At 28.9% G+C, this 22,589-nt stretch carries 19 protein-coding genes; 12 read left to right on the plus strand and 7 right to left on the minus strand.

Annotated features, from left to right (window positions below; translation table 11 throughout):
- Positions 1-194: 194 nt before the first annotated feature.
- From LJD34_RS10510 to LJD34_RS10530, 5 genes are all read left to right on the plus strand, one after another.
- On the plus strand, positions 195-1,892 hold the full coding sequence (locus LJD34_RS10510) for an ATP-binding protein (RefSeq protein WP_227359846.1): 1,698 nt from the start codon (positions 195-197) through the stop codon (positions 1,890-1,892).
- Between the two features lie 123 nt (positions 1,893-2,015).
- Complete coding sequence (locus LJD34_RS10515; protein ID WP_107029409.1) at positions 2,016-2,678, plus strand: adenylate kinase; 663 nt, start codon at positions 2,016-2,018, stop codon at positions 2,676-2,678.
- A 98-nt stretch (positions 2,679-2,776) separates the two neighbouring features.
- Complete coding sequence (locus LJD34_RS10520; protein ID WP_022002501.1) at positions 2,777-4,177, plus strand: 6-phospho-beta-glucosidase; 1,401 nt, start codon at positions 2,777-2,779, stop codon at positions 4,175-4,177.
- 51 nt (positions 4,178-4,228) lie between these two features.
- Entirely contained in the window at positions 4,229-4,936 is a 708-nt protein-coding gene (locus LJD34_RS10525) for a ThiF family adenylyltransferase (RefSeq protein WP_199676916.1), read from the plus strand.
- A gap of 16 nt (positions 4,937-4,952) precedes the next feature.
- A complete protein-coding gene (locus tag LJD34_RS10530) occupies positions 4,953-7,475 on the plus strand; it encodes an NYN domain-containing protein (protein WP_227359847.1) in 2,523 nt (840 codons plus the stop codon).
- Positions 7,476-7,489: 14 nt separating this feature from the next.
- On the opposite strand, the gene LJD34_RS10535 is transcribed toward LJD34_RS10530, so the two are convergent.
- Positions 7,490-8,650 carry a polysaccharide deacetylase family protein gene (locus LJD34_RS10535; protein ID WP_227359848.1) on the minus strand — a complete coding sequence of 387 codons (1,161 nt, stop codon included), beginning with the start codon at positions 8,648-8,650 and terminating at the stop codon, positions 7,490-7,492.
- A 32-nt stretch (positions 8,651-8,682) separates the two neighbouring features.
- Complete coding sequence (locus tag LJD34_RS10540; RefSeq protein ID WP_227359849.1) at positions 8,683-9,123, minus strand: GAF domain-containing protein; 441 nt, start codon at positions 9,121-9,123, stop codon at positions 8,683-8,685.
- A gap of 87 nt (positions 9,124-9,210) precedes the next feature.
- On the opposite strand from LJD34_RS10540, the gene LJD34_RS10545 reads away from it, so the two are divergent.
- A complete protein-coding gene (locus tag LJD34_RS10545) occupies positions 9,211-9,945 on the plus strand; it encodes an HD domain-containing protein (RefSeq protein WP_227359850.1) in 735 nt (244 codons plus the stop codon).
- A gap of 22 nt (positions 9,946-9,967) precedes the next feature.
- Here LJD34_RS10545 and LJD34_RS10550 read toward each other — a convergent pair whose 3' ends face one another.
- Positions 9,968-12,313 carry an HAD-IC family P-type ATPase gene (locus tag LJD34_RS10550; RefSeq protein ID WP_227359851.1) on the minus strand — a complete coding sequence of 782 codons (2,346 nt, stop codon included), beginning with the start codon at positions 12,311-12,313 and terminating at the stop codon, positions 9,968-9,970.
- Positions 12,314-12,452: 139 nt separating this feature from the next.
- On the opposite strand from LJD34_RS10550, the gene LJD34_RS10555 reads away from it, so the two are divergent.
- The gene (locus tag LJD34_RS10555; RefSeq protein ID WP_227359852.1) at positions 12,453-13,787 is read left to right on the plus strand and encodes a citrate synthase; all 1,335 of its coding nucleotides are present in this window, start codon (positions 12,453-12,455) and stop codon (positions 13,785-13,787) included.
- Positions 13,788-13,857: 70 nt separating this feature from the next.
- On the opposite strand, the gene LJD34_RS10560 is transcribed toward LJD34_RS10555, so the two are convergent.
- Together LJD34_RS10560 and LJD34_RS10565 are read right to left on the minus strand one after the other, a co-directional pair.
- Positions 13,858-14,886 carry a branched-chain amino acid aminotransferase gene (locus tag LJD34_RS10560; RefSeq protein WP_256186591.1) on the minus strand — a complete coding sequence of 343 codons (1,029 nt, stop codon included), beginning with the start codon at positions 14,884-14,886 and terminating at the stop codon, positions 13,858-13,860.
- A 110-nt stretch (positions 14,887-14,996) separates the two neighbouring features.
- A complete protein-coding gene (locus tag LJD34_RS10565) occupies positions 14,997-15,524 on the minus strand; it encodes a cysteine hydrolase family protein (RefSeq protein WP_227359854.1) in 528 nt (175 codons plus the stop codon).
- Positions 15,525-15,630: 106 nt separating this feature from the next.
- Between LJD34_RS10565 and LJD34_RS10570 the strand changes: the two genes are divergently transcribed.
- From LJD34_RS10570 to LJD34_RS10580, 3 genes are read left to right on the plus strand one after another with little or no spacing between them, the layout of a single operon-like run.
- On the plus strand, positions 15,631-15,969 hold the full coding sequence (locus LJD34_RS10570; RefSeq protein WP_022001299.1) for an ArsR/SmtB family transcription factor: 339 nt from the start codon (positions 15,631-15,633) through the stop codon (positions 15,967-15,969).
- 1 nt (position 15,970) lies between these two features.
- Positions 15,971-18,319: a heavy metal translocating P-type ATPase gene (locus tag LJD34_RS10575; protein ID WP_227359855.1), complete on the plus strand. Its 2,349-nt coding sequence runs from the start codon at positions 15,971-15,973 to the stop codon at positions 18,317-18,319.
- Positions 18,320-18,367: 48 nt separating this feature from the next.
- Positions 18,368-19,063, plus strand: coding sequence for a DUF421 domain-containing protein (locus tag LJD34_RS10580; RefSeq protein ID WP_032090026.1), 696 nt, complete (start codon positions 18,368-18,370; stop codon positions 19,061-19,063).
- On the opposite strand, the gene LJD34_RS10585 is transcribed toward LJD34_RS10580, so the two are convergent.
- Both LJD34_RS10585 and coaBC read right to left on the minus strand, forming a co-directional pair.
- A complete protein-coding gene (locus LJD34_RS10585) occupies positions 19,060-19,830 on the minus strand; it encodes a type III pantothenate kinase (protein WP_032090027.1) in 771 nt (256 codons plus the stop codon). The two genes, LJD34_RS10580 and LJD34_RS10585, sit on opposite strands and share 4 nt — an antisense overlap.
- A gap of 2 nt (positions 19,831-19,832) precedes the next feature.
- On the minus strand, positions 19,833-21,011 hold the full coding sequence (gene coaBC, locus LJD34_RS10590) for a bifunctional phosphopantothenoylcysteine decarboxylase/phosphopantothenate--cysteine ligase CoaBC (protein WP_117782177.1): 1,179 nt from the start codon (positions 21,009-21,011) through the stop codon (positions 19,833-19,835).
- Positions 21,012-21,141: 130 nt separating this feature from the next.
- Here coaBC and LJD34_RS10595 point away from each other — a divergent pair, with 130 nt between their 5' ends.
- Complete coding sequence (locus LJD34_RS10595) at positions 21,142-21,708, plus strand: DJ-1 family glyoxalase III (protein WP_227359856.1); 567 nt, start codon at positions 21,142-21,144, stop codon at positions 21,706-21,708.
- Between the two features lie 539 nt (positions 21,709-22,247).
- Positions 22,248-22,574 carry a hypothetical protein gene (locus tag LJD34_RS10600; RefSeq protein WP_117574681.1) on the plus strand — a complete coding sequence of 109 codons (327 nt, stop codon included), beginning with the start codon at positions 22,248-22,250 and terminating at the stop codon, positions 22,572-22,574.
- Positions 22,575-22,589: the final 15 nt, after the last annotated feature.

A 22,589-nucleotide genomic window follows, 5' to 3' on the forward strand; every position in this document is an offset into this window, starting at 1 on the left:
GTATTTGTTTGTTAAATTAATGACAATTTGTCGCAAATTAAATTGTAACTTAACAACTGGTTTACAATACTGATTACACGGCTTCAGATGATTATATTAATTTTTGCAATACTATAGATAGTAGAGGACCTCATCAAGTAGAATTAGATTTAGAAAAAATAAAAAAAGAATTAAGTAATTTACCTAAAGATAATATGACTGAAATCTGTCTTTTAGATGCTAAAGGAAAACTTATCAATCAATACGGATATAATAAAAAAGATCGATTACTTATTACCTCTGATTTATGTTCAGAAGGTGATAATTCAAACGATTATTATGATATAAATTACTATATTGACTTATCAGAATTATCAGATAAACAATATAAACTCTTAAAAGATACAATAAAAGATGTTGATGAAAAAGGTTATGATGATATTAATTTAAGTTTTGAAGGTCAAATAGAAGAATTACAAAATTTTAAAAAAACATCGACATTAATGTATAATGCCAAGAGCCGCTATTTTAAAGTCACACCAAGCTTTATTCATTATAATACGGATATTTTTGGAATGAAGCAAGGAAACTCAATTAGTGCGACGTTATATGCATATGTTGATGATGGAGATTATCATTTATCGTGGCATGGAGAAGTAGTCAATGACATAAAAAAAGTTTCAACATTGAAAATGAACCAGTTGACAAAAGATGCTATCGATAATCATTTTTCTAATATTTATGTAAGACTTGCTTCATTTTTAGATAAAGATACTATTACTTCAAAAGAAAATAGAAAAATGACAAATGAAATTGCCACATCTATTAAAGAAGGAACATTAACGTATGCAACGTTTACTAAACTTTTAGATGATTATTCTTATCAAGTATTACTTATGCCTTTATATAAATATCAAGGCTATACTGAGGGGCAAGAACATACACCAGAGGCTTTTATTGCAGTTTTCTATGATTTTCAAAGTGGAGGGAGAAATCAATTAAGAAATGATTTGTTTAAAGATAACTTTCCATTACTTTTAGGTGGTTTCTTATTTATCGTTTTATTTTCATATTTGATTTCTTATATGACAACAAGACGTATTAAAGAAATTGATCGTGTTGCAATGGAAATCACAAATAATAATTTTGAAGGTGTATTAGATACAAAAGGACATGATGAGTTATCAAGTCTTTCAAGTCATATTAATACGATGTCTTCTAACTTGAAAAGAAATATAGATGCATTGAATTTAGAAATAGATCAAGTGAAGAAGATGGAACAATTAAGGAAAGAATTTATTGCTCAATTTACCCATGAGATTAAAACACCTCTTTCCATTATTAATGGAAATATTGATTTGTTAGAAAATGTAGATGATGAAGATAAAAAAGCTAAGTATATAGAGGTGATCAATAAAGAAATTGCTGTTATTAATGATTTAGTATTACAAATGTTAGATTTATCAAAACTTGAAGCAAAGGCGATTACTTTAGATAAAAAAGAAATTGATTTAAGAGAGCTAACTGAAGATATTATTGATGATTATGAACAATTATTAATGGATAAAAAATTAAAGATAGAAATACAAGGAGAAGATGTTTTAATTGTAGGTGATAGAAAACGAATAGAAATGGTTATTCAAAATTATTTATCAAATGCAATCAAACATGCATTTATTAATAGTACGATCAAAATTAAAATCAAAGAAAATGAATTTTCGATTGAAAATAAGGGAAAACAAATTGATGAAAATAGAATGGACACTATTTGGGAATCTTTTGTCAGTGATGATCAAAAAGGGACAGGTTTAGGTCTTGCAATCGTTAGAAATATTTTAGAACTTCATGAAATGAGTTATGGAGTTTATAATTTACAAGGCGGTGTAGAGTTTTATTTTAGATGGAAAAAATAAATGAAAACCCTTTCTTTTAAAAAGAGTTATAGAATCGTTAAAAAAGTCTTCTTTTTTTCATAAATTAGTTCCATTTAATGAAAAAAAAGCATATAATAGTCATTGCTTAAAGGAGAGATAGTAATGAATATAATTTTAATGGGTCCACCAGGTGCTGGTAAAGGAACTCAAGCTGCTAAATTGGTGGAAAAATATGGTTTAAAACAAATTTCTACAGGTGACTTATTTAGAAAAGCAATTAAAGAAGAAACAAAATTTGGTGTTATTGCTAAATATTTTATTTCTTTTGGTTATTTAGTGCCAGATGATTTTACAATTCAAATGATTCAAGAATATTTAGAAGAAAATATTAACACTGAAGAATTTAAAAATGGTTTCATCTTAGATGGTTTCCCAAGAACAATCATTCAAGCTAGAAAATTAGCTGATATTTGTTCAATGTTCAATTTTAAAATTGATGCTGTAATCAACTTAGATATTCCTGAAGATGTATTAGTTAAACGTTTATCAGGAAGAAGAACTTGTGCTGATTGTGGTAAATCATATCATATCGTTTACAATCCACCTAAAAAAGAAGGTGTTTGTGACGCATGCGGTGGAGAATTAACACAACGTTCTGACGAAAGTGAAGAAGCAGTTCAAGTACGTATTGATACTTACAATAAACAAACAAAACCTTTAATTGATTACTACACAATGTTAGGTGAACTTACTAATGTTGACGGAAATCAATCAATGGATGAAGTTGCTGAAGAAATCTATAAAGTATTAGATAATTTAAAATAGAAGCTCACGCTTCTATTTTTTTTTCATAAAATGAAATAAGCTTTCTTGTATAGACCTCTATGTTATAATGAATATATCAAAAAATGGAGGATATAAAAATGAGTAAAAAACCCGTAAAAATTGTAACAATTGGTGGAGGAAGTAGTTATACACCAGAATTAATGGAAGGATTTATTAAAAGATATGATGAACTTCCAATCAAAGAAATTTGGCTTGTCGATATTGAAGATGGGAAAGAAAAACTAGAAATCGTTGGTAAAATGGCACAACGTATGTGGGATGCTTCTCCTTATGATGTTAAAGTTCATTTAACATTAGATCGTAGAGAAGCATTAAAAGATGCTGATTTCGTTACAACTCAATTTAGAGTTGGTTTATTAAATGCTCGTATTAAAGACGAAAGAATTCCATTTAGCTATGGTATGTTAGGTCAAGAAACAAATGGTGCTGGAGGTATGTTTAAAGCTTTAAGAACGATTCCAGTTATTTTATCAATCGTTGAAGATATGAAAGAATTATGCCCAGATGCTTGGCTTGTTAACTTTACAAATCCATCAGGAATGGTTACAGAAGCAGTTATGAGATTTGGTAAATGGGATAAAGTCATTGGTTTATGTAATGTTCCTGTTGGAGCAATGTTAGATGAACCAAAAACAATTGGTAAAACTTTAGATCAATTAACTTATAAATTTGCTGGATTAAACCATTTCCATTGGCATAAAGTATATGATGAAAATGGTAAAGAAGTGACTAAAGATATCATTGAAGCAATGTATGAAGGAAAAGATATGGGAATTCCTGCAAACATTCATGATATTCCATTCTTTAAAGAACAATTACTTCAAATGAATATGATCCCATGCGGATATCATAGATATTATTATCGTGAAGAAGAAATGTTGGCTCATGGTTTAGAAGAATATAATGATCCTAAGGTAGGAACTCGTGGACAACAAGTACAACAAACAGAACATGAGTTATTTGAATTATATAAAAATCCAGATTTAGATCATAAACCAGAACAATTAGCAAAACGTGGAGGAGCACATTATTCAGATGCGGCTTGTGAAACAATTGCTTCAATCTATGGAAATAAATTATCACATATCGTAGTAACAACTAAAAATAATGGATCTGTCCCAGACTTACCAGCTGACTGTGCAGTAGAAGTTTCATCTTATATTGGTTCAACAGGAGCAAGAGCTATTGCCTTTGGGTCATTACAACCAGCTCAAAGAGGATGGTTACAATGCATGAAAAACATGGAATTATGTGTTGAAGAGGCAGCTGTAACAGGAGATTATGGATTATTAATGCAAGCATTCATTTTAAATCCACAAACAGTATCAGGACAAAAAATGGTCAATGTTTTAAATGAATTATTGATTGCTCATGAAAAATATTTACCACAATTTGCAGATAAGATTGCCGAGTTAAAAGCATCAGGTGTTACCATCAAAGATGATGTTGCACGTGAATTAACTGAAAAAGGTTTATAAAAAAGGCGGAAGCCTTTTTTATTTTATGGTATGATGTTACAGGTGATTATTATGGAAGAATTTTCAAGAACTGAATTATTAATAAAAAAAGAAGGAATAGAAACTTTACAAAACAGTACGGTTGCTATTTTTGGTGTTGGTGGTGTGGGTGGTTTTGTCGTTGAAGCACTCGCACGCGCTGGTGTAGGGACACTTCATATCATTGATCATGATACGGTTTCTATTTCGAATCTTAACCGTCAAATTATTGCGACACATCAAACAATAGATCAAAAAAAAGTAGAAGTTATGAAGGAACGCATTTTATCGATCAATCCTCGTTGCAATGTTCAAACATATGATGATTTCTTTTTGCCTGAAACAATGAATCATTTTCCTTTTGATGAGTTTGATTATATTGTAGATGCTGTTGATACAGTAACAGCTAAAATTAAATTGGTAGAAATAGCACAAGAAAAAAAGATTAAAATTATTTCATCAATGGGGACAGGTAATAAGTTAGATCCAACAAAGTTGGAGGTAACTGATATTTATAAAACATCTATTTGTCCACTTGCTAGAGTTATGAGAAGGGAACTTAAGAAAAGAAAAATACCTGCTTTAAAAGTTGTTTATTCTACAGAAAAGCCCATTGAAACAGATGCACCTGTAGATCCTGAGACACATAAAAAAACACCTGGTAGTATTTCTTTTGTACCAAGTTGTGCAGGCTTGATCATTGCAAGTGTTGTTGTAAGAGACTTACTACATATAAAGTAGAAAGAAGGTGAAATTTATGAAAAAAGTAACTTTTGCGATTTTAGCACATGTTGATGCTGGAAAAACAACATTATCTGAAGCAATGCTTTTTCATGCAGGTGTTATTAAAAAAATGGGAAGAGTTGATAAAGAAGATTCTTTTTTAGATTATGATATACAAGAAAGAAAAAGAGGTATTACTATTTTTTCAAAAGAGATCTCATTTATGTATCGAGAAAGTCAAATGACTTTTTTAGATACACCTGGGCATAATGATTTTAGTTGTGAAATGGAAAGAACGTTACAAGTGTTAGATTATGCTATTCTTGTTATTTCGGCTAAGGATGGTATACAAGCGCACACAAAAACAATTTGGAAATTATTGCAAACTTATCAAATTCCTACTTTTATTTTTGTTAATAAGATAGATAGTACGTACTCAACCAAAGAGCAATTATTACAAAATATTCAAAAAGAATTAAATGAAAATTGTTTTGCAATTGATGAAAACTTTTATGAAAACATTTCTTTATTAAATGATGAATTATTAGAAAAGTATCTTAATCAACAAATGAAACAAGAGGATATTCAAAAAGTTATTTCTTTAAGACAAATGTTTCCTGTATTCTTTGGTTCAGCATTAAAAGATGAAGGTGTAGAAGAATTTATGGAAGCTTTAGATTTATATACTTGTCAAAAAGAAGCTTTAGATATTTTAAGTGGGATTGTTTTTAAAAAGACATTTCATAAACAAAAACATTTAACGCATTTAAAAGTAACAGGCGGGACTTTGCATGTTAAAGATGTTATTAGTGAAAGTAAAGTAGATGAATTAAGAATTTATACAGGACAAGGCTATCAAAGTGTTCAGAGTGCTTCAACAGGTGATATAGTAGCTTGTTTGGGGTTAGATGAGTTACCTATTGGTTTTACATTTGGAAATCAAAAACAGACACAACAAAATATTTTAAAGCCTTTTATGTCTTATCAAATTTTACTTCCTGATGATATTGAAAAAAGTAAAGCTATTGAACAAATACTAAGTATTGGTAAAGAAGATCCAAGTTTACAATTTGAATATAATCAACAATTAGGAATTCTTTCAGTTAAAATTATGGGAGAAATTCAATTAGATACTTTACAAAATCTTATTTTGGAACGTTATGGATTTTTAATTCATTATGATGAAGGAAGAATTACTTATTTAGAAACGATTTTGGATAAAGTTGAAGGAGTAGGTCATTTTGAACCCTTACGTCACTATGCTGAAGTGCATATCTTATTAGAACCTTTAGAAAGGGGCAAAGGACTTGTGTTTGAAAATCAATGTCAAAGAAATACTTTACCGCTTAATTTTCAAAATCTTGTTTTAACACATATGCAAGAAATTCAACATCTTGGTGTTCTTACAGGATCGTCTATTACAGATATGAAATTGACTCTTGTTACAGGAAAATCCCATTTAAAACATACTGAAGGCGGAGATTTTAGAGAAGCAACCTATCGAGCAATTCGACAAGGCTTAAAAAAGACAAAATCTCTTTTATTAGAACCTTATTATGAATTTGAGATGATTGTAGAAAATCATATTTCAAGTAAGATTATTTATGATTTAGATACATTTCATAGCGATTATCAAATAAGTTATGAACAGGATTTAACAATCATTAAAGGAAAAGCACCTGTTCGTTATTTAATGACGTATCAAAAGGATTTTCTTTCGCTTACAAAAGGTAATGGGAAGCTGTTCTATCAAATGGTTGGTTACTTTGAATGTCATGATCAAGAAAAAATTATTCAAGAAATTGACTATAATAGTGAAGAAGATGCTTTATTTCCTACAGGCTCTATCTTTTGTAAACAGGGTGCAGGATTTTATGTCCCTTATGATGAAGTAGAAAATTATATGCATTTACCTTATGTATATCAAAAAAATAAACCACGTCCAGTTACAAAAAATTATAAAGTCGATGATAAAGAGTTAGAGGAAATATTTATTAGAACATATGGACCAATTAAAAGACGACTTTCTAAAGAAATGAATCGTAAAATAGAAAAACAGGTTGAAGAAAAAAAGACAATTTTACCAGAATGTTTATTAGTAGATGGATATAATATTATTTTTTCATGGGATGAATTAAATGAACTTGCTAAAACAAATTTAGACCATGCTAGACATCGTTTAATAGATATTTTGAATAATTATCAAGGTTATCGAAAATGTTTGCTGATTGTTGTTTTTGATGCTTATAAAATTAAAAAGAATATTGGCTCAATTGAAAAAAATGATAATATTTATGTTGTTTATACAAAAGAAGCGCAAACTGCAGATAACTACATAGAGAAAGTAACACATGATTTATCACAAAAATATCGTGTTTATGTAGCTACTTCAGATGCTTTAGAACAAATTATTGTTTCTTCTAGAGGGGCTATGCGTATTTCTGCAAGAGAATTCGAATTATTGGTTAAAGAAACACATCTTCATGAAATTGAAGAATTTCAAAGAAAAAATAAACAAATGAAAAATTATTTATTAGAGGATTTAAAAAAGAATTAGCAGTCAAATGACTGCTAATTTTGTATATCATGATGTACATAGTAACTTTCATCATCAATGCCTAAAAATTGATAACCTTTTTCTTTATAATATTGGATGATAGATGGAAGAGCAGCTACAGTTGTATCTTTAGCATCTGTATCATGAGCTAAAAGGACAATATTTTGATGTGTTTCACTTGTAGCTTGTTTAATGATTGTTGCAGTTGGGATATGATCGCCACTTGCATCTGTTGTATCACCATTCCAGTCATAATATTGATAACCTTGTTTAATGACTTCACGTGTTAATTGAGACATGATACCATGACAATAGTTTTTAGAAATACGATTAGAACTTCCTCCTGGAAAACGAATATAGTGGACTTGAATACCAATAAGTTGCTTAACCATTTGTTTTATTTTTTTAAGGTCCTTGAAATAAGCATCCTTAGAGGAATAAATATCTTGATATTCATGCAAATAACTATGCAAACCAATAGTATGTCCTTGTTTATAAGCTTCAATAATATATTGATTATATTCTTGATGACATCCTGTAACAAAAAAAGTTGCTTTAGCATTGTATTTTTTTAATATTTTTAAAATGCGATCAGTATTTTGACTGGGACCATCATCAAACGTAAGATACACTATTTTTTTATTAGATTCTATATGTGTGCCAATTTCTATTTTTTTAACGACAGTTACTTTTCTTTTGAAAATTGTTTGGTTATTGGAAAGATCATTTGCTTTATAATAAATTGTATAGTTTCCAATTTGATTGGGATTAAAATCATTGGTATCAATTGTTAAATTGTATTGATTAGAATTATCCTTAATAATAATTCCTTTTTTTAAATCGTAAGATTTCCCTTTTTCAATTTTTAAAGATTCAGATTCTTTAATAGTTGGTTTTTTTGTATCAATCACTTCTATTTTCAAATGATATGTTTTTCCTTTAAAAAAATAAGTCACTGTATAATGTCCTAAAGTTTGATTGTTTAAATCATTTGCATTATAAGTGACGTCATTAATAGAACCATTTTTAACTTTTTTAATATATTTTTTATAATAAAATGGACTATTGATTTCAATTGTTGGATGATCAATAAATATAATCTTTCTTTGAAAATAAAAGTAACCCAGTATACTCATTATTCCTATTAAACAACATAATAAAAGATGTCTTTTCATGGTTTCCCCTCATATCAAAGATATGTAAATAATTATAAATGTTGAACTAAAATTTCTGAAATTTCTTCAAAAATAATTTGATCTTCTTTAGAAAATCTACTAAATGATGTAGAATCTAAATCTAATACACCATATAATTGATTTCCTTTTATAAGTGGAATTACAATTTCACTGTTGCTTTCACTATCGCAGGCAATATGTCCTGCAAATTGATGAACATCTTCTACAATAACAGTTTTTCGAGTAGATGCTGCTTTACCACAAACTCCTTTATCTAGAGGAATGTTAGTACAAGCAATTTTACCTTGGAATGGTCCTAAAATAAGTTCATTGTTTTTAAATAAATAAAATCCAGCCCAAGAGATATCTTGAAAATTTTGCATAATAAAAGCAGATGTATTGGCTAGAATTGAAATTTCTTCATTGTTACATTCAATTAAACCAATGTATTGTTTTAATAATAAGTCATTCATATTTTTACCTCACTTTATGGTATAGTATAAAATAAAGAAAGGAGTAAGGTCAAGGTGTTTGATATTTTAAAAGCAAAAGAGAGTTTTATGAATTATGTGCGTCAATTTGATTTAACGAATGATAAAATTCATTTAAAACTTGTTCATACATTGGAAGTCGTACATACAACTGAATATTTATGTCACCATGAAAATATTACAGGTGTTGAAAGAGACTTAGCCTATTTAATTGCTTTATTGCATGATATAGGACGTTTTGAACAAATAAAACGTTTTAATAGCTTTGATGATCGAAATATTGATCATGCTAAATTAGGGGTGCAGGTTTTATTTAAAGAGGGGATGATTAGAAATTTTATTGATGATGATCAATATGATGAAATTATCGAAAAGGCGATTGCTTATCATTCTTTATACAAAATACCAAATAATTTAGAACCCTCTTTATTAAAACAAGTTCTTCTTATTAGGGATAGTGATAAATTAGATAATTTTCGAGTAAAAAATATAGAATCAATACAAACTTTGTTTAGTATTTCAGATACTGCCTTTTATAGTCAAAGAGTTTCTCAAAATATTTTGAAAGATATTGAAAATCATACTTTGATTTTAAAAGAAAATAGGCACAATGAAGTAGATATGTGGGTTTCTTATATGGCTTTCGTATTTGACTTAAATTTTAAATCAAGTTATTTGTTTATCAGAGAAAATGATTATATACATAGGAATATGGAACGTTTACATTTTACAGGAAATTTAAAAGAAGATATGTTATTTGTTGAAAAAACATGTCAAAGTTATATTGAAGAAAAATGTAAGTAAATAAAAAGGACGTTTGTCCTTTTTATTTGTGTTTATTTCGTTTTCTTTGCAAGAATAAATAAGTATAATCAAATAATTCAAAATTCAATAAATAAATGACTTTTGAAAAAGTAACTAAAAACATTAAAGTAATGGCACCAATATAATCAATATTTCCTAATCCTAAAAATTGATGACCAACAATTAAAGAAATATATAAAACAATTTGCATTATATAGATTACAAAAATACGATAATGACTTAAGGGTGAATAAATATGTCTTAAACCATTATAATAACACCAACTTGTAAGTAAAACACAAATTGTTGAAAGCATTTCTTTTTCTAAACCTAAGACACGACCACCATTAACGATAATTGTTGAGCAAATAGCAATCATAAAGGCAAAAGGGAAGGCGTTTTTAAAGACTGTTTTTAAAAAATCACCAGACACTCTTTTGAAATTTGGTTCATAGGTCAAAAAGAAAGTCGGGATGCCTACACAACAAGCAGAAATGACAGTTAGTTGGATAGGTTTAAATGGATAACCATGTCCAAATAAGATCATTCCAATTGATAAAACAACTGAAAAGATTGTTTTAATTAAATACATTGATGCAGAAGCAGTAATATTATTAATGACACGTCTTCCTTCATTAACGATATGTGGCATGGCATTAAAGTTATTTTTTAATAAAACAATATGTGAAGCGCTTTTAGCTGCATCACTTCCTGAGGCCATAGCAATTGAACAATCTGCTGCTTTTAAAGCTAATACATCATTAACACCATCACCTGTCATTGCAACCGTATGGTTATTTTCTTGAAGAGTATTGACCATCAATTGTTTTTGTTTTGGAGAAACACGTCCAAAAATAGTATATTTTTCAATGGCCTCTTTTATTTGTTCATCCGATAAAGAAGAAACATCTATGTAATGTTCATAATTTAAAAGATGACAACGTCTAGCAATTGCTGAAACAGTAACAGGATCATCTCCAGAAATAATTTTAATATCAACATCTTGTCTTTTAAAATAATCTAATGTTGTTTTAGCGTCTTGACGAATAACATCAGATAAAATTAAAATTCCAATACATTTTAAATCTTTTATTAAAGTATTATCATTAATAGTTATTGGAGTATATCCAATACACAAAACACGAAAACCTTGAGAGGTATAAGTTTTAATTCTCTTTTCAATCTTAGAATCTAGATTTTCAAAAATAAATTGACTTGCTCCTAAATAAACGGTTCCAAATTCATTAAAAGAAACAGCACTATATTTTCTTTGCGATGAAAAAGGAATAACAAAGAAAGGTTGATAATTTTTTTCTTTAGAGAAGTATTGATGAAGTGCTATAGATGTCATATTGCCATCTTCTAAACAATAATTCATATTTTTGATAATTTGATCAATATTAAAATGATCATCAAAACAAATAACATCATCAACTTTAAGCTTACCTTCAGTAAGCGTTCCTGTTTTATCTAAACAAATAGTATCCACACGAGCAAGAGTTTCAATGCAAAATAGATTTTGGACAAGAGTATTTTTTTTAGCAAGTCTTAGAACACTTAAAGATAGGGCGATTGTTGTAAGTAATACAAGTCCAGATGGAATCATTCCTAAAACAGCAGCTACAACTGAAACAACTGCATCACTAAATGGATAATGACCAATAAAATATTCTTTAAAAAAGAGTAAAATTGATAAAGGAATGATAATAATTGAGATAATTTTTAAAATTTGGTCAATCGATTTTGATAGCTCTGATTTTTTGCTTTCAAATTCTTTTGCTTGAGCGGTAAGCTTATGAATATAACTTTCTTTTCCTACATGAATTACTTTACAAATTGCACGTCCTGATGTAACAAAACTTCCTGAAAGAAGTGAATCACCATTGACTTTTAAAATAGCATCGCTTTCACCTGTAAGAAGTGATTCATTTGCTTCTATATGACCTTCTAAAAGTTCACAATCAACAGGTATTTGCATTCCTGTATTTAAAATGATGAGATCATCTTGAACAATTTCATCAACATTGATTTTAGATAATTGATTATCTCTTAAAACATCAATTTGTTGTTTTGTTAAAATACTTAACTGATCTAATGTCCTTTTTGCTTTTATTTCTTGATAACTTCCTGTTAAAGTATTAAAAAAGATAACAGAGATAAAAAGGGTATTACGATAAGATCCAACAAAAACAAGACATGCAAATAGTAGAATATTAATTAAATTGAAAAATGTAAAAATATTATTAAAAATAATTTCTTTATATGTTTTTGTTGTTTTACTTTCCACAAAATGAGTTTTCCCAAGTTGTTGCCTTTTTAAAACGTCTTCTTGAGATAGACCTGAGAATTCTCTATCAAATATTTTCATAACTATCACCTTGTATTCTATTTTAGAATACTTTTTGTCATTTGACAATCTTTAACAAAATAAGACAAGTAAATAATTGTATACAGTTATACAAATTTGTGATATGATATTTCTAACACTATGATAAGGGGGCTTAAATATGAGTGAATTTATTGATTATGTATTTCAAAGAAGTACATCATTAAATAAAATTGACAATTCTTTATATTCTAAATACAACGTAAAAAATGGTTTAAGAAATGAAGATGGAACAGGTGTTCTTGTTGGACTTACAAGAATATCAGATGTTGTGGGATATAAAAAAGAAAATGGTAAAAAGATTGATACAGAAGGGGAACTTTATTATAGGGGTGTTAAAGTTTCTGATTTTATAAAGGGACATGATCCAAAAAATCGTTTTCTTTTTGAAGAAGCTTGTTTTTTAATTCTTTTTGGATATTTACCTAATAAAGATGAATTAGATGCGTTTAAAAAAGAATTAGCTTCAAGATATGATTTACCTTTGAATTATTTACAAGCACGTATACTAGGATTTCCAATGCAAAATATGATGAATAAACTTCAACAAGAAGTTTTAATGCTTTACACGTATGATGAAACACCTGATGATATTTCACCAGAAGCAACATTAAATAAGGGGTTAGATTTAATCGCTAAGATTCCAGAAATTGTTTGTTATGCTTATCGTTGTAAAGTACATTATTTTGATAGTGATAGTTTATTTATTCATCCTGTAAATACTGATTACTCGATTGCTGAAAATATTTTACAAATGTTAAGAATAAATCGTTCATTTACTAAAACAGAAGCCAGTGTTCTAGATATGTGTTTAGTATTACATGCTGATCATGGGGGAGGGAACAACTCTACATTTACAAATGTGGTAATGTCATCTACGGGAACTGATATCTATTCATGTTTTGCAGGAGCGATTGGTTCTTTGAAGGGTCCTAAACATGGTGGGGCTAATCTAGCGGTAGCTAAACAAATGGAACTTGTTATTGATACTGTTGGTTTAAATGCAAGTGATGAACAGATTAGACAAATTGTAAATGATATTTTAGATAAAAAATTTAATGATCAATCTGGTTTGATTTATGGTATAGGGCATGCTGTTTATACATTGAGTGATCCTCGTTGTCAAATTCTTTCTAAACAATGTAAGCAGCTAGCTATTGAAAAAGATAGATTAAAAGAATATGACTTATATCATCGTTTTGAAGAAATTGCGGTTGCTGAAATTGAAAAGAGAAAAGGTATTCATGTATGTGCTAATATTGATTTCTATAGCGGGCTCGTTTATGATATGCTAGGAATTCCTAAAGATCTTTATACCTTGATGTTTGTTATTGGACGTTCTGTTGGATGGGTTGCACATAATATTGAAAATAAACTTTATTCAGGAAGAATTATTCGTCCAGCAGGTAAATATATTGGGGAAAAGAAAGAATATATTAAAATGGAAAATCGTTAAAGCATTGTTAAATCAATGCTTTTTTTATAAAAGAAAAGAGTTGCCAAGATGACAACTCTTATATATTTTATTATTCTTCGATAACTTTGATCCAACCTTCAGGTGCTTCAATTGTACCCATTTGAATACCTGTTAAAGTTTCATAAAGTTTTTTAAGAACAGGTCCGATTTCATCCATTCCACTTGGGAAACAAATTTCTTTACCATGATCATTGATTTTGCCTACCGGTGAGATAACAGCAGCAGTACCGCAAAGACCACATTCAACGAAATCTTTTACTTCATCAAAATAAACTTCTCTTTCTTCAACTTCTAATCCTAAGTATTCTTTAGCAACATACATTAAAGAACGGCGAGTGATAGAAGGTAAGATACTGTTTGATTTTGGAGTAACGATTTTATTATCTTTTGTTACGAAAATAAAGTTTGCTCCACCAGTTTCTTCTACTTTAGTTCTAGTAGCTGCATCTAAGTACATGTTTTCATCAAATCCTTGATTATGTGCATCAACGATTGCATGTAAACTCATTGCGTAGTTTAAACCAGCTTTGATATGTCCTGTACCGTGAGGTGCAGCACGATCGAAGTCTGATACACGAATTGTAATAGGTTTAACTCCTCCTTTGAAGTAAGGCCCTACAGGAGTTACGAATACTCTAAATTGATATTCGTTAGCTGGTTTAACACCAATAACTGGATTACTACCGAACATATATGGACGAATATATAAAGTAGCTCCTGAACCATAAGGTGGTACATAATCAATATTAGCTTTAACAACTTTTTCAATAGCTTCTACCCATTTATCTTCAGGGTAAACTGGCATTTCTAATCGTTTGCAAGAGTCAGCCATACGACTTGCATTTAAATCAGGTCTAAAGCAAACAACTTTCCCATCTTTTGTTCTATAAGCTTTTAACCCTTCAAAACATGTTTGTGCATATTGTAAAACACCTGCACATTCGCTAATAACAACTTTGTCATCAGCAGTAAGCACGCCTTCATCCCAAGCTCCATCTTTATAATTTGATACGAATCTTGCTTCTGTTGGCATATATCCAAAACCGATATTTGACCAATCAATATCTTTTTTTGACATTTTTAATACTTCCTTTCCTATATATATCTTTAGGCAAATTCTACGCCTCATTAGATGAAGTGTCAATAATAATTTATAACTTATTTTAATAAAAAATTATTAATTGTATTTTATTTATTAATAATATTGAATTGCAAATTTTCTAAAATTGAAATTGCTTTTGCCTGCATTGTTAAATCATTACTAGAAATACCTTTTACATCAATAAAGATAGGTGTTTCAGGTAGAGCGCTTTTAACAATTACAGCATTAGATAAAACACAAATATTAGAAACAACACCTACTAGAGTAACATTTTGGTAGTTTTTATTCTTTAAGTAATTTCCTAATTCAAGAGAACCAAAAGTTGTTTTTTCAATACAAATATCATATTCTTTTTTAGCAGTATTTACCTTGCCATATAGTTTCCAACCATCACTATTTTTAATGCAATGTTCAATTGGCAAATTCTTTCCTTCTTGAGTTTCTAAATAATTATTTTGATGTGTATCGAAAGTAAAAATAACATCATCTTTATTTTGATGATATTGATCAATTAAAGAAGCAAGATACTCATCCAAATCTTCAGCTTCTTTAAATCCCAAACTACCATTTACAAAATCTTTTTGATAGTCTACTACAATCAGTAATTTTTTCATAAAATTTCTCCAATCATTTTTATTTAATCTTATCATATATATTGACTTTGTAAATAAATATCATATAATATTCATATGAACATATATTCATATGAAAGGAGAAAAAATGGATAAAATCGTTAATAATGAAATTGTTGAACAAGTAAAGAAAGCAATGCCCGAGGAAGAATCTTTATATGATGTTGCTGAATTATTCAAAGTGTTTGGTGATTCAACAAGAATACGCATTATTTGTGCTTTATTTGATCATGAGATGTGTGTTTATGATTTAGCTGCTTGTTTAGATATGACGCAGTCAGCTATTTCTCATCAACTTAGAATTTTAAAAGCCAATAAATTAGTTAAAAATAGAAGAGATGGTAAAATGATGTACTATTCGTTAGATGATGAGCATGTAAAACTAATTTTTGAGGCTGGTTATAGTCATATCATGGAGGATAAATAATATGAAATATAAATATAAAGTTAATGGCCTTGATTGTGCTAATTGCACACAAAAATTAGAAGATGCTTTAAATAAAAAAGAAGAGATTAATGATTGTGTAATTTCTTTTGCAACAGGTATGATGACTTTTGAAAGTAATCAAGAAATTAATGATAATGAACTTCTTTCTTTTATACAATCCATTGAAGATGAAGTAACAATAGATAACCTCTCTACAAACAAAACACATCATCACAATGAATGTGGATGCGGACATCATCATGAACATGTGGAAGATCATCGTGAATTGGCTAATTCAATCAAATTTAATATAGTTGGTTTGGATTGTGCAAACTGTGCAAGTAAAGTAGAAGCTGAGATAAAAAAACAATCTTACATTGAAGATGCGGTTGTTAATTTTTCTACTCAAAAGTTAATGGTTAAAGTAAAAAACGATGATTCTTTAATGGAAAAGTTACAAGCTGTTGTTGACTCTGTTGAAGAAGGAGTTGTTTTATCAAAGGAAGATAATCAAAAAATATATAGTAAACCAAAATTATTTGATTTAAAAGAAAATATGGAATTGGTTGAAGGTGTTATTATTTTTATAGGGGCACATTTCTTTGCAGGTGGTTTTGCTACTTTCTTATATTTATTTGCTTATTTATTAATTGGTTATAAAGTCATTTTAAAAGCAATTAAAAACATTGGTAGAAAAGACTTTTTGGATGAAAATTTCTTGATGTGTTTAGCAACTTTTGGAGCGATTGCTTTAGGTGATTACAGTGAAGCAATTGCGGTTATGCTATTTTATGCTATTGGTGAAATTTTCCAAGGATATGCTGTTAATAAGACAAGATCATCTATTTCTTCTTTAATGGATATTAAAAGTGAGTATGCTACAATTGTAAAAGATGATCAAATGATTCAAGCAACTCCTGAAGAAGTACAAGTAGGAGATACAATTGTTGTTAAAGTTGGAGAAAAAGTACCGTTGGATGGTAAAGTTATTAAAGGAAACAGTATGTTAGATACCGCAAGTTTAACAGGTGAATCAGTTCCTAGAAGTGTTGAAGTAGGAGATGAGGTTTTATCAGGAGTTGTCAATTTAAATGATGTTATTTATATTGAAGTAACAAAACCTTATGCGGATAGTACAGTAAGTCGTATTATTGATCTTGTTGAAAATTCTGCAAGTAAAAAAGCTAAAATTGAAAAATTTATTACCCGTTTTGCAAAAGTTTATACACCAACTGTTGTGGGACTTGCTGTTTTATTATTAATTGTTCCGATGATTATTTTACCAAATCAAAATTTCTATGATTGGCTTTATCGTGCATGTACATTCTTAGTTGTTTCTTGTCCATGTGCACTTGTTATTTCAGTACCTTTAGGTTTATATGCTGGTATTGGTAAAGCGAGTGCTTTAGGTGTTTTAGTTAAGGGTGGAAACTATTTAGAATTATTAAAAGATATTGATACTGTTGTTTTTGATAAAACAGGAACACTTACTAAAGGTGAATTTGAAGTTGTTGAAATTTCAGATGATTATTTATTAGAAATTGGTGCATATGGTGAATATATGTCAAATCATCCAATTGCTAGAAGTATTGTTAAAGCTTATAATAAAGAAATCGATAGTACAAGAATAGAAGATTTTAAAGAAATCGCTGGAAAAGGTCTTTCTGTTGTTATTGATCAAAAACAATATGAATTAGGAAATGAAAAATATTTTCATGAATTAGGTATTGAAGTGAGTCAACCTCAATCTATTGGAACAATTGTTCATATAGCATGTCAAAAACAATATTTAGGACATATCGTTGTTGCAGATGTTATTAAAGAATCTACAATGCCAGGTATTCAAGACTTAAAGAAGGCACATGTTTCAAATACGGTTATGCTTACAGGAGATCATTCAACTGTTGCTCGTGATATTGCTTCTAAAATAGGAATTGATCAAGTATATAGTGATTTATTACCACAAGATAAAGTTACACAATTAGAAAAATTAATGGGTAATGATCATGTTGTAGCTTTTGTTGGTGATGGTATTAATGATGCGCCAGTTCTTGCTAGAAGTGATATTGGTATTGCGATGGGTGGCGTTGGTAGTGATGTAGCTATTGAAGCTGCAGATGTTGTTTTAATGAGTGACGATATTACATCAATTGCTAAAGCCATTCAAGTTTCTCATTATACAAACTTTATTTTAAAAGAAAATGTTACTTTTACGTTATTAATTAAAATTGGAGTTTTAGTTCTTACTTTGTTTGGACTTACAAATATGTGGATGGGTGTTTTTGCTGATGTAGGTGTTACTTTAATTGCTATTTGTAACTCAATGAGAATTTTGTATAAGAAGTCATAATTTTGACTTCTTTTTTTTATTTTGTCCATACTTAAAAGGGTGATTAAAATGAATTTGCTTGAATATTTTGTTTTGCCCTTAATTTCTTTGATTGTTTTGTTTTTACTAACGAAATTAATGGGCTATAGGCAAGTAACAGAGTTATCTTTATATGATTATATAATTGGAATTACAATTGGTTCTATTGCTGCTGAAATGGTTATGGGAAGTTTTAATGATATTTTAAAGCCGTTGATTGGAATGATTGTTTATGGTGTTTTTACTTGGGGTGTTTCTGTTTTAACAAAAAGGTATTTAAATTTTCGCTTTTTTGTTGAAGGAAAACCTGTTGTTTTATTTGAAAATGATAAGATATATTTAAAAAGTTTGGATAAAGCAAAAATTGATTTGAATGAATTGTTGATGAATTGTAGAATGAATGGTTATTTTGAGCTTAACGAGTTAGATAAAATTATTTTAGAAACAAATGGGAAATTTACTTTTTATCCTAAGACATTGTCAAGGCCTTTAAAATTAGGTGATCTACATCAAGAAGTTCAAAAAGAATTTATACCAACAATTCTTATTTTACAAGGAACAATTATTTATGAAAATTTAGAATTGATTCATCATAATCAAAAGTGGTTAGAACAAATTATGAAAGTTCATGGAATTAATCTTCAAGAAATTGTTATTTTGTATGTGGATGGACAACAAACAATACATTTTTATTTAAAAAACGAATTAAAAAGGGATTTTATTTAATCCCTTTTTTGCATATCATATATAATTTTTAAACCTTTGAATGTAAGATCTTTATCATAGGCATCAATCAAATTTGTTTCTTGATAGATCATTCTACCTAGACCACCTGTAGAAACGACTTTTAATGGTTCAGGATATTGGCTTTTAATTTCTTCAATCAGTTTCTCTGTTAAACCAATATAACCATAAACAACCCCTGATTGCATACCTTCAACAGTATTTTTACCAATAATATGTTGTGGTTTTTTTATTGCTACTTCAGGTAGTTGAGCAGCACGATTAGATAACATTTCAGCAGAAATACCAATACCAGGAGCAATTGCGCCACCCATAAATTCACCTTTTGAAGAAATAACATCGAATGTCGTAGCAGTGCCAAAATCAATTACTAAACAAGCACAATGGTGACTATAGTAGGCACCAACAGCATCAACAATACGATCACTTCCTAAAGATTTAGGATTATCATATTTTACAGAAATGCCTGTTTTAATTCCTGGACCAACAATAATAGGTTCTTTGTGGAAATATTTACGAATGGAATTTGTAAAAGAATACATGATTTTAGGAACGACACTAGAAATAATAACATCTTTTATATCTTCAACGGTTACATTATAGGCGCTTAAAAAAGCAAGAATCATAAAACCATATTCGTCTGATGTCCTTTGCAGTTTAGTCGTTAAACGATAATTGCCAATAAGCTGATCATCTTTAAAAAGTCCCATTGTAATATTTGTGTTTCCCATATCTACAACTACTAGCATCTTTATTCTCCTTTAACTTTCATTAATTTTTCTAAAATAATATGTGCTAGATCTTCTTTGCTCATTAAATCTAAATAATCAACAAAGTTTTTTGTAATTAAAGCAACTTTATTTGTATCAGTTTTAAATCCAGCACCATCTTCAAATAAATCATTAACAACTAATAAATCACAATTCTTCTTAAAAAACTTATTTTGAGCATTTTCAATAACATTTTCTGTTTCCATAGCAAACCCACAAATAGTTTGTTTTGTTTTATGTTTTCCAATATAAGATAAAATATCTTCGTTTTTTCCTAATTTTAAATAAAATTCGTCAGCTTTTTTCTTTATTTTTTGATTGCTATATTCTAAAGGACGATAGTCACCAACAGCAGCAGACATGATAACATAATCTTGAAAATCAAAATAACTTAATACTTGTTTAAACATACCTTGTGCACTTTGAATTTTGATTACATCTACTTCGTAAGGAGCTCTTTGAGATGATGGCCCACTAATCAATGTGACATGAGCTCCTAATTGACGAGCAACTTTTGCTAGTGCATAGCCCATTTTTCCACTTGAATGATTTGAAATAAATCTCACTGGATCAAGTGGCTCTTGAGTAGGACCAGCGGTAATAAGAACATGCTTTCCAGCTAATGGATGAGGAGATGTCGCATATTCAATAGCATCAAGTAAATCTTCAATATCACTTAAATGTCCTCTTCCTTGATAACCACATGCGAGTTCACCAATTTCAGGTTCCACAATCTTAATATGATAAGATTTACAAATATCAAGATTTTTTTGAGTTGCAGTATTTTCATACATGTGTACATTCATTGCAGGAGCAATGATTTTTGGACATGTTGCTGCTAAAAAGGCGGAAGATAAAACATCGTCTGCTAAACCATGAGCAACTTTGGCAATAATATTTGCAGTTGCTGGAACAATAATAAAACAATCAGCATCCTTAACAATGTTAATGTGTTTAATTTGATAACCTGTTTCATCAAAATCATCAATTAAAACAGGTTTATGAATAAGTGCTCCAAAGGTAAGTGGTGTTACAAATTGAGCTGCATTTTTTGTCATAATAACTTCAATATTATAATTTTTCTTTTTTAAACGGGAAATAAGTTCACACGTTTTATATGCTGCAATACTTCCTGTTATACCAATAACAATTTTTTTCATAAAACCTCCAAAGGTGATTTTTACATCTATGCAACATTATAATATATTTTGAAATCCCATACAATGTATTTCATTCTTTTATTTTTTGGTTTTCATGATAAAATATCTTTAAAAGAAAAGAGGAGTGTTTATGAAGAAAATAGCTATATTATGTAAAGATGGATTTGAAGAAATCGAAGCATTGACACCGGTTGATGTTTTAAGAAGAGCAAATGTTCATGTTGATTTAGTAGGGATGGATGATTTAAAGGTGACAAGTTCTCATCAAATTACAATTCAAATGGATTGCGTCTTTAATGATCAAATCAAAGAATATGATGGAATTGTTATTCCTGGTGGTTTACCTGGAGCAACAAATTTAAGAGATGATGCACGTGTTATTGAAATTGTTCAACAATTCAATCTGGAACATAAATTGATTGCTGCTATTTGTGCAGGACCAATTGTTTTAGCTAAAGCAGGTATTTTAAAAGATAAAATCTGTACTTGTTCTCCAGGTTTTGAAACACAACTTACCGGAGCTAATTATCAAGAAGCTATTGTTCAAAAAGATGATCATATTATTACAGGTAAAGGACCAGCGGCTGCCTTAGAATTTGGATATACTATTTTAGAAAGTTTAGGGTACGATTCATCAAACTTAAGACAAGGTATGCAATATGAATATCTTATGAACGTTGAAGCACATAAAGAATAAAATTGATAAATAGTAAAACGCTAATTTCGATAAGACCATTGATTTGAGAAAAGAAAATAATGAACATGGCAATGATTGAAAGACCGTAGGAAAACCATAAATAAATTTTGTGAGCTAAAATTGGCTCACTTTTTTGTTTATTTTTAATAAGATATGCTAAGAATAAAAGTGCAATGATAATGCAAGATAAAGGAATAAAAACATGTAAAGTTGAAAAGATTGGATAATTTTTATGATAGGGTAAAATTAATCCAATAAAAAAGAACAGAGAAAGAAAAATAATGAATTTTTTTAAAGAAGTTACTTTAAAAAAAGTTAAGCATAAAGAAAGAGTTAATAAAACACACCAACTGTAATAAAAAAAAGAAAATGACGTATTCATTAAACTTGTGTAGTTTTGATAAAGTGGATGATAAAAAAATAATAAGATGATTGAATAAATAAGTGTAATAATTTGCATAAAATTCCTCATTTCTAAAAAAATAAAAAGAAAAAACCTAAAAAATAACAATATATATAGTGAAGGAGGTAAAACAAATATGGAAAACAGTATATCACAAATTCATTTATTAAGTGTACACTTAAATGCTGAAAAAGACAGTGTTATTCGTAATTTAGAAGATATTCGGGCAGTCATGTCTGTTTCTTACAAAATTTGCGATAGTAATGCAATCAATTTAATGTTTCTAACGACTGTTAATGAAAAGGAACAATGTTTATTTCATCTAAAATGTGAGTATGCGTTTTTATGTCATGATTATCAAAATGAAAAAGAAATGATCATGTCAGCTGTAAGTGTTATTAGTCCAAAAGTAGAAGAAATTATAGCTTTGATGACATCACAAATGAAAAATAAAGCGAGCTAATTTCACATTTATCAA

Origin of the sequence: Faecalibacillus sp. MSK20_93, assembly GCF_020589945.1 — a bacterium.
GTDB classification, from domain to species: Bacteria; Bacillota_I; Bacilli_A; order Erysipelotrichales; family Coprobacillaceae; genus Faecalibacillus; species Faecalibacillus intestinalis.

What these genes read in the sequence shown, in the direction of transcription:
- LJD34_RS10540 (WP_227359849.1), bottom strand. Translation starts at nt 9,123, where the DNA reads ATGAATGACTTATTATTAAAACAATACATTGGTTTAATTGAATGTAAC.
- LJD34_RS10600 (WP_117574681.1), top strand. Translation starts at nt 22,248, where the DNA reads ATGGAAAACAGTATATCACAAATTCATTTATTAAGTGTACACTTAAAT.
- coaBC (WP_117782177.1), bottom strand. Translation starts at nt 21,011, where the DNA reads ATGAAAAAAATTGTTATTGGTATAACAGGAAGTATTGCAGCATATAAA.
- LJD34_RS10575 (WP_227359855.1), top strand. Translation starts at nt 15,971, where the DNA reads ATGAAATATAAATATAAAGTTAATGGCCTTGATTGTGCTAATTGCACA.
- LJD34_RS10535 (WP_227359848.1), bottom strand. Translation starts at nt 8,650, where the DNA reads ATGAAAAGACATCTTTTATTATGTTGTTTAATAGGAATAATGAGTATA.
- LJD34_RS10580 (WP_032090026.1), top strand. Translation starts at nt 18,368, where the DNA reads ATGAATTTGCTTGAATATTTTGTTTTGCCCTTAATTTCTTTGATTGTT.
- LJD34_RS10520 (WP_022002501.1), top strand. Translation starts at nt 2,777, where the DNA reads ATGAGTAAAAAACCCGTAAAAATTGTAACAATTGGTGGAGGAAGTAGT.
- LJD34_RS10510 (WP_227359846.1), top strand. Translation starts at nt 195, where the DNA reads ATGACTGAAATCTGTCTTTTAGATGCTAAAGGAAAACTTATCAATCAA.
- LJD34_RS10570 (WP_022001299.1), top strand. Translation starts at nt 15,631, where the DNA reads ATGGATAAAATCGTTAATAATGAAATTGTTGAACAAGTAAAGAAAGCA.
- LJD34_RS10585 (WP_032090027.1), bottom strand. Translation starts at nt 19,830, where the DNA reads ATGCTAGTAGTTGTAGATATGGGAAACACAAATATTACAATGGGACTT.
- LJD34_RS10565 (WP_227359854.1), bottom strand. Translation starts at nt 15,524, where the DNA reads ATGAAAAAATTACTGATTGTAGTAGACTATCAAAAAGATTTTGTAAAT.
- LJD34_RS10550 (WP_227359851.1), bottom strand. Translation starts at nt 12,313, where the DNA reads ATGAAAATATTTGATAGAGAATTCTCAGGTCTATCTCAAGAAGACGTT.
- LJD34_RS10595 (WP_227359856.1), top strand. Translation starts at nt 21,142, where the DNA reads ATGAAGAAAATAGCTATATTATGTAAAGATGGATTTGAAGAAATCGAA.
- LJD34_RS10525 (WP_199676916.1), top strand. Translation starts at nt 4,229, where the DNA reads ATGGAAGAATTTTCAAGAACTGAATTATTAATAAAAAAAGAAGGAATA.
- LJD34_RS10545 (WP_227359850.1), top strand. Translation starts at nt 9,211, where the DNA reads ATGAATTATGTGCGTCAATTTGATTTAACGAATGATAAAATTCATTTA.
- LJD34_RS10560 (WP_256186591.1), bottom strand. Translation starts at nt 14,886, where the DNA reads ATGTCAAAAAAAGATATTGATTGGTCAAATATCGGTTTTGGATATATG.
- LJD34_RS10555 (WP_227359852.1), top strand. Translation starts at nt 12,453, where the DNA reads ATGAGTGAATTTATTGATTATGTATTTCAAAGAAGTACATCATTAAAT.
- LJD34_RS10515 (WP_107029409.1), top strand. Translation starts at nt 2,016, where the DNA reads ATGAATATAATTTTAATGGGTCCACCAGGTGCTGGTAAAGGAACTCAA.
- LJD34_RS10530 (WP_227359847.1), top strand. Translation starts at nt 4,953, where the DNA reads ATGAAAAAAGTAACTTTTGCGATTTTAGCACATGTTGATGCTGGAAAA.